Consider the following 7076-nt stretch of genomic DNA (forward strand, 5'->3'; position numbering starts at 1 on the left):
TCTCAAAATTTGTCACCTTAACACTGGCTTTTTCTCCGGGGATTCGCTAAACTCACGCTTATTAAATTTGAAACTTATATCTTTAAATTAGGGTACCTTTGTGGGAAAAGTTCAACTTATAGATAAATTCCGGCTTGGTTTGGCTGTGTGTGTGGCAAAAAGTGTGACTTTTGGAGTCCGTAGTTTGCGCTTGGGTGCGGCTTCGGTGTTACCTGGTTCGATCGCAAGACGTATTGAACCCAATTTATTGCGATCGCTAAGTCAGCAAGTTAAACAGGGGATTATTTTAATTGCCGGTACTAATGGTAAAACTACCACATCTTTGCTGTTACGCACGATGTTGGAGGAACAAGGTTATCGTGTAGCACTTAATTCTACTGGTGCTAATCTGGAAAATGGGTTGGTAACGGCGTTGATGGAAAGTAGCAATTTAATTGGTACTCTAAATGTAGATTACGCCATTTTAGAAGTTGATGAGAATATTGTTGCTAAAGTATTGCAGCCGATTCAACCCAAAATTATTCTTTGTTTAAATTTATTTCGCGATCAACTCGATCGATACGGGGAAGTAGATTCTATCAGCAAACGGTGGACGAAAGCAATTTCTACCCTCGCACCAGATACAGTGGTTATTCCCAATGCTGATGACCCGACTTTATCTTATTTGGGTCAACAGCTATCTCAAAAAGTGGTATTTTTTGGTTTAACCGAACCGGAAAAGTATTTAGAAGCGATTCCCCATGCAGTTGATTCGATTTATTGTCCTAATTGCGGGCATTCTCTCGATTACGAAGGGGTTTACCTATCACATTTGGGAGATTACACCTGTCCGAGTTGTGGTTTTGCCAAAAGCGAACCCGCGTTAAAGAGTCGTGAATGGGAACAAGTTCTCGTAGGACTTTATAACAAATACAATACTCTAGCTGCTGTCACTGCTGCTAAAGAATTGGGAATTGATGAAGCCAACATCCGTAAAGCAATTCCGAAATTTCAACCAGCTTTTGGACGTGCGGAAGAATTAAATATTAATGGCAAAAAAGTCCGGATTCTGCTATCTAAAAACCCAGTCGGTACCAACGAAACCATTCGGGTAGTTACCGAAAGCAATAATCAAACAACTTTGTTGGTATTAAATGACCGAGTACAGGACGGTGAAGATGTATCCTGGATTTGGGATGTTGATACCGAAAAATTGGTACAACGGGGAGGTACTTTAATTGTGAGTGGCGATCGCGTTTATGATATGGCTTTACGTCTGCGCTACAGCCAAGATTCCCTTGACAACAATTTAAATTTGATTGTCGAAGAAGATTTACGACAAGCAATTACAACCGCCTTAGAACATACCCCCGTAAATGAAACTTTACATATTTTACCTACTTACACGGCTATGTTAGACGTGCGAGAAGCATTAACTGGTAAGAAAATTCGATGATGGGAATAGGTAATTGGTAATTGGTAATTGGTAATTGGTAATTGGTAATTGGTAATTGGGAAGTCAGTAATTAATCATTTTCTCCTAACTCTTAACTCCTAACTCCTAACTCCTAACTCTTAACTCCGGTGGTACTAACTTTTATTATGAATAACCAACAATTTGAATTAAGTATAGGCTGGCTGTATCCAACTTTGATGAGTACTTATGGAGACAGAGGTAATGTCATCGTTATCGAACGTCGTACTCAATGGCGGGGATATGGTGTTAAAGTAGTGCCTTTAGACCAAAATTCTACTGCTGATGATATTAAATCTGTAGATATCATAGTAGGTGGTGGCGCACAGGATAGACAGCAAGAAATCGTCATGCGCGATTTACAAGGTGCGAAAGCTGATGCCATGCGTGAAAAGCTTGACAATGGTACTCCCGGTGTGTTTACCTGCGGTTCTCCACAACTGTTGGGACATTATTACGAACCTGGTGCGGGACAAAGAATTGAAGGTTTAGGTATCTTAGATTTAGTTTCTGTGCATCCCGGTGAAAATACCCGTCGTTGCATCGGTAATTTAGTCATAGAAGTTACCGCTGCTAAATTAGCCCAAGATTTAAAAGAAATGTTGGATGGTGCGACACCTTATTTAGTGGGGTTTGAAAATCACGGTGGACGTACTAAATTAGGAAAAGTCGAAGCCTTGGGAAAAGTCGTTTACGGCTTAGGTAATAACGGCGAAGATGGAACTGAAGGTGCATTTTACCAAAACGCGATCGCCACTTATTCCCATGGACCATTATTACCGAAAAACCCTGTTGTCGCTGATTGGTTAATTCAAACAGCATTGCGAAATAAATATGATGTTCCCGTTTCTTTAACACCTTTGGATGATACCTTAGCGATGCAAGGACGCTCAGCAATGTTAAAGCGTTTGGATGTAGATGTTTCTAAAGTACAAATGGCGAAAGTTTAAGTTTAACATTTTTTATTAGACCTCTTTTAGAGGTCTTTTAATCCCCCATACTAATCACGGATTAAGAAAGATTACACGGATTACACGGATTTTAATTACCGATTACCGATTACCAATTACCAATTACCAATTACCAATTACCAATTACCAATTACCAATTACCAATTACCAATTACCGATTACCAATCTTCTGATTCAATCTAAGATGCAATAAGGTGAAATAAAATACAAATCCCACAAATAACATCCACCTCGTCTTCCAGAGAATTCGACTTGCCAAATACCCATATCGGTTTTAAAATTGATTGTACTTTGACCAGCTTTTTTTTGTTTACGTAAATAATCTCCAATCATATATTTTGTTTTTGATTCATCTAAAAACGGAGTTAATCTTTCAGAAATTTCCCTTGTCAAGCATCCCGAATCTATTTGCACGCGACATCGAAAAACAAAGGGTTTACTTTGCTGATGGGATGTGTTATTTTTCATCGATATACATTGAAGAGTTATTAATAATAAGTACTATTCACCCGGATATTACAGTTGATCAGTTTTGAATACAAAAGATAACTGTCAATCAATTACGAATAGATAATTTTGATGCCAGCATACTTTTACAATGCTGCTTCAATAGTGATTTAATCTATTATCAATGGAATTTATTCATAGTATCCAGTACAAAAGAAGACATTTCCGATAATATTTTTGATGTAATTTATAATTTGATTATTGAAGCTACAGTTTGATAGTTTTTTTTGTAATTTAGGTTGCTATTACGCCTATTACACATTTATTATTTAATTATTTATTATGTATAAATTATTTATAAACCCGATAACTAAAAGAAACCGGGTTGCTAATAAATATAAATTTTGATTATCTAGTATCGCAATCAAGTAGATGTCAAGGAGCTTCTCATCCCAATTTATTTATTGAAATAAATGAGTTGTATCATATCTGGTTAAACAGTTGTAATGTTGGTTCGGAAACAGTCAACAATTACCCATTAGCAATTACCCATTACCAATTATTTGAACTTCCCTACTCAAGTTTAAGTAAAGATTGCCAATCTTCAATAGCTTTTTCTGTCCACAACCAATTTTGAGCTAAGTGATTTCTTTCAAAACTTCCTTTTGCATCCTTCATTACCATACGACGAAGTTTGATTGCTTCATTCAAATATTTTTCTTTTTTATCAGAAGTTTGCTCCATTGAAGATTGATATAAACTTAAAGCTAGTCCAGCATAAGCTGATAAAGCTTCTTGATCGATGACTTGAGGAGCGGAGGTTAAAGATACGTTTTGGGCGGGATTCTTTTTAAAAGTTAAATCTAAAGCTTTTAACCAAGAATCGTTAGCTCGGTTTAAATCACCTTCTGCATAATAAGCAAACCCCAAAGCATTTTTATACAAAAATGAATTTTCGTTGATTCCATCGGCAACTTTCCAGAAACGTCGGGCATCATCGATACTGTATTTATTGTTTCCTTTTTGCACAAATTGCCATGCCAAACGCCCTTTAATAAAATTTACATCTGGATTTTTAACTAATTGTTCCCGATTAACATTTTCCAGTGCGATTTCGGCATTATTTAAAGCACCGCGATTGAGTAATTCTTCTACAGCTTCTAAACCAGCGTCAATATTACCTTGACTTAATTTTTCGCTAGCGTAGGTAGTCACAGCTTCGGTTTGAGCAATCTTTAGATCAAATTGCTTTTCTTGAACAATAGCTGGTTGAAGAATATCGGGTTTTTGCTGACCTCTAAAATAATTTATACTTACGAATAGCGCGATTACACTGATTCCGAAAACACCGAAAACCGCTAAACGCTGCTGTTGTTTTTGCTTTTTAGCTGCGGCTTTTGCTGACTCAGTAGTAACTTGACTATCTTGTTGCCAATTACGAGTCAAGCTATCTTGCAACGACGTTTCATTAGTTAATGTACTTGTTTGAGAACTAACTTGTGAAAGATATTCGCTTTCGTTCCATATCAAAGTATCCTCAGATTGATAATCTAAGTCCGGGGATAGTTGTTTTTGTTGGTAATCATCGTCAAACTGCTGTACTAACTCCGCATTCATGGGAGGTTCACTTAGGGATTTTTCGTCATCCAACTGACGGAATAAATCCGTAACTATTGCAGAATCTTCCGAATAGCTCGAATCGTCGTATTCAATTTCATCAACCAAGTCTCCCCAAGTATTTTCACCCAACCAATCTAATTCCAAAGAATCTTCTGGTTCATAGGATATCTCTCCCTCCATTGGAATTGCATCGGAGTTATGAGTGGGAATAGAAGCGTAAAGTGCTGACGCTGCGCTGGCTGTAGGATCGTATTCGCTAAATAATTCTCCCTGGGGGGATAAGTAAACTTCTGGGTCTAAATAACCATCAAATTCTGGCTGAAGATATAAAATTGGTAGCGCCCAATACAGTTGATGGGAACTGTAAGCAGAAATCAATCCTTGACGCATCCGACTCACGCACAAATCTATGGCATATCCCTGAGATAGATTCCGATAAAATAACTGCGTTAGCGTTAATGCTACTTCATCGGGAATGCGTTCTGACATTGCCAAAATGCTTTTAATGCCTCGCTTCACCAGTGTTTCGGTGAGGTTGCGCTGTCCGGTATCGGGATTACTCTCTAAAGTGGCGGCATAAGTTCCCAAACACGAGTTAAATACTGCCATTTGGATATTGTTGTTAATCAACAAACCAGCTAAATCATCACCGTACAGAGTTTCGGTTAGACCTGTTCTACCACTAACTAAGTAAATTTCCCCCCCGTTTGCACCAAAGTTACTATGACCTGAATAGTGCAAGACGTGATAATTTCCTTGTTCTAAGGCTTGAGTTAATTCTTCTCTTCCGGGTTGTTCGAGTACGGATAATTGAATTTCTGGCAGATGAGCGCCGCCATTTTGGGTTTTGCGTTCCAGTTCCGCTTGCAGTCTGATGGCTTCTTGTTTTAAAAGGTTAAGACGCACTTGGTCGGCAGGAGAAGCAATCACCATTAATACTTTGATCCCGCCTTCATTTGATAACTGCGGTATATTTCTTGATGGTAAACGAGATGCTCCGCTCATTCCGCTTTGATAGCGAGAAAAAGCAATATAAGGTCCTGTAGCGATGGGGCGATCGCCCTGGTGCATTACTTCCCAAGGAAGACGGGCTAGTTTGGTATCTTTTAAACCCAAACGCAGACGCAGTACTTGTTGGTGATTTTGGGCAATACCTTGGGCGGTAATCCAACTATCCCTGAGAGTGCCTTGAAAAAGCGCATTATAAAGTTGCTGACCCAGTGCTACCAAGTTGACTGAGTTTCTTGCATTTGTCTCTTCAAGACAGGCGCTTAATGCCATCGCATCACCCTGCAATACTGACTGCAATGGGTCGTTCATCAAACTCCCAGCAGCCGCTAACCAGTCAGCCACCGGCCACCTTACCAGTTCTTCTGCTAAGGGTACCCCAGGTGCGACTTGTTCCGTCCGTACCAAGTAGTCATTTTGTCCTACTGGGGTTACGGAAATATGAAATTCCTGGGTCACAACTTCTCCTGTTTACCTAACTTATCTGGTTGGAAACGCTTTTGTTTTAAGTCTATGTTTTGCTCTTCCTGATACATTAGATGCATCTAAGTGCTTTGATGTTTCTGGTTTTAATGTGGTTTTTTGGCTTCTCCACTCTTACAACTTTATCCGGATTGAACTAAATGTGCCTAGAACTAACTTAGTTATATATGCACCTCAATCTTTAATTCCTCAGTAAGACTCATATTTACTGGAGTTTTTTGAGATTTTTTGATTATTAACCCGTCGCGATCGCACCAAAATGCATTTTAATCCACCGAGAAATTAAATCTGGGTGATCACAAAGCGAGATAAATACAAAACCTCGCTTCATTATCATTCAAAAATTACTGGATAGCGTGCGAACAGATACGAACGCATTAATACAAGTTGTTTGCTATACAACTTTTAACAGCGTTTTAATAATTTTATCCGGAAGATACTGGTTAACTTTAGAACACTTTATTGGTAGATGCACCCTGATAACTCACTCCCCTAGTAGACTGCCTTCCACTAGGGGCTTTTTTTTACCTCTTACTCCACATAAATCCTAATTTTTATATTTTATCCGGAATTTAACAGTTATAAATAGAACATTTAATTGGTAGATGCACCCTGATAACTGTCTCCCCCGGTAAGCTTACAAGCACGCTGGGGGATTTTTATTTTTAAATGCAGCATTTAGCAATATTTAGCAATATTGAGCATTCCAAAGCACCCAAACATATTTATACAGTTTTATCCGGAAAGCTGCTGTCAGATACGGTACATATAATTGGTAGATGCACCCTGATAACTGTCTCCCCCGGTAAGCCTACAAGCACGCTGGGGGATTTTTATTTTTAGATGCAGCATTTAGCAATATTTAGCAATATTGAGCATTCCAAAGCACCCAAACATATTTATACAGTTTTATCCGGAAAGCTGCTGTCAGATACGGTACATAGAATTGGTAGATGCACCCTGATAACTGTCTCCCCCGGTAAGCCTACAAGCACGCTGGGGGATTTTTATTTTTAGATGCAGCATTTAGCAATATTTAGCAATATTGAGCATTCCAAAGCACCCAAACATATTTATACAGTTTTATCCGGAAA

At 38.6% G+C, this 7076-nt stretch carries 5 protein-coding genes; 3 read left to right on the plus strand and 2 right to left on the minus strand.

The annotated features are described in order from the left end of the window. Nucleotides 1-100 precede the first annotated feature (100 nt). From IQ247_RS30675 to IQ247_RS33720, 3 genes are all read left to right on the plus strand, one after another. Nucleotides 101-1435, plus strand: a complete 1335-nt coding sequence (locus IQ247_RS30675) for a MurT ligase domain-containing protein (protein ID WP_193925808.1) — start codon at nucleotides 101-103, stop codon at nucleotides 1433-1435. A gap of 146 nt (nucleotides 1436-1581) precedes the next feature. Further along, nucleotides 1582-2403, plus strand: coding sequence for a type 1 glutamine amidotransferase (locus tag IQ247_RS30680; protein WP_193925809.1), 822 nt, complete (start codon nucleotides 1582-1584; stop codon nucleotides 2401-2403). 101 nt (nucleotides 2404-2504) lie between these two features. Beyond that, nucleotides 2505-2597, plus strand: a complete 93-nt coding sequence (locus tag IQ247_RS33720) for a hypothetical protein (protein ID WP_375341259.1) — start codon at nucleotides 2505-2507, stop codon at nucleotides 2595-2597. 1 nt (nucleotide 2598) lies between these two features. Here the strand turns inward: IQ247_RS33720 and IQ247_RS30685 are convergent, their stop codons facing one another. Next, nucleotides 2599-2892, minus strand: coding sequence for a hypothetical protein (locus tag IQ247_RS30685; RefSeq protein ID WP_193925811.1), 294 nt, complete (start codon nucleotides 2890-2892; stop codon nucleotides 2599-2601). Between the two features lie 552 nt (nucleotides 2893-3444). Then, nucleotides 3445-5958: a cell division protein HetF gene (hetF, locus tag IQ247_RS30690; RefSeq protein ID WP_193925813.1), complete on the minus strand. Its 2514-nt coding sequence runs from the start codon at nucleotides 5956-5958 to the stop codon at nucleotides 3445-3447. Nucleotides 5959-7076: the final 1118 nt, after the last annotated feature.

The organism is Plectonema cf. radiosum LEGE 06105, from assembly GCF_015207665.1.
In the GTDB taxonomy this organism is placed as follows: Bacteria; Cyanobacteriota; Cyanobacteriia; order Cyanobacteriales; family Nostocaceae; genus Rivularia; species Rivularia radiosa_A.

What these genes read in the sequence shown, in the direction of transcription:
- IQ247_RS30680 (WP_193925809.1), top strand. Translation starts at nt 1,582, where the DNA reads ATGAATAACCAACAATTTGAATTAAGTATAGGCTGGCTGTATCCAACT.
- IQ247_RS30685 (WP_193925811.1), bottom strand. Translation starts at nt 2,892, where the DNA reads ATGAAAAATAACACATCCCATCAGCAAAGTAAACCCTTTGTTTTTCGA.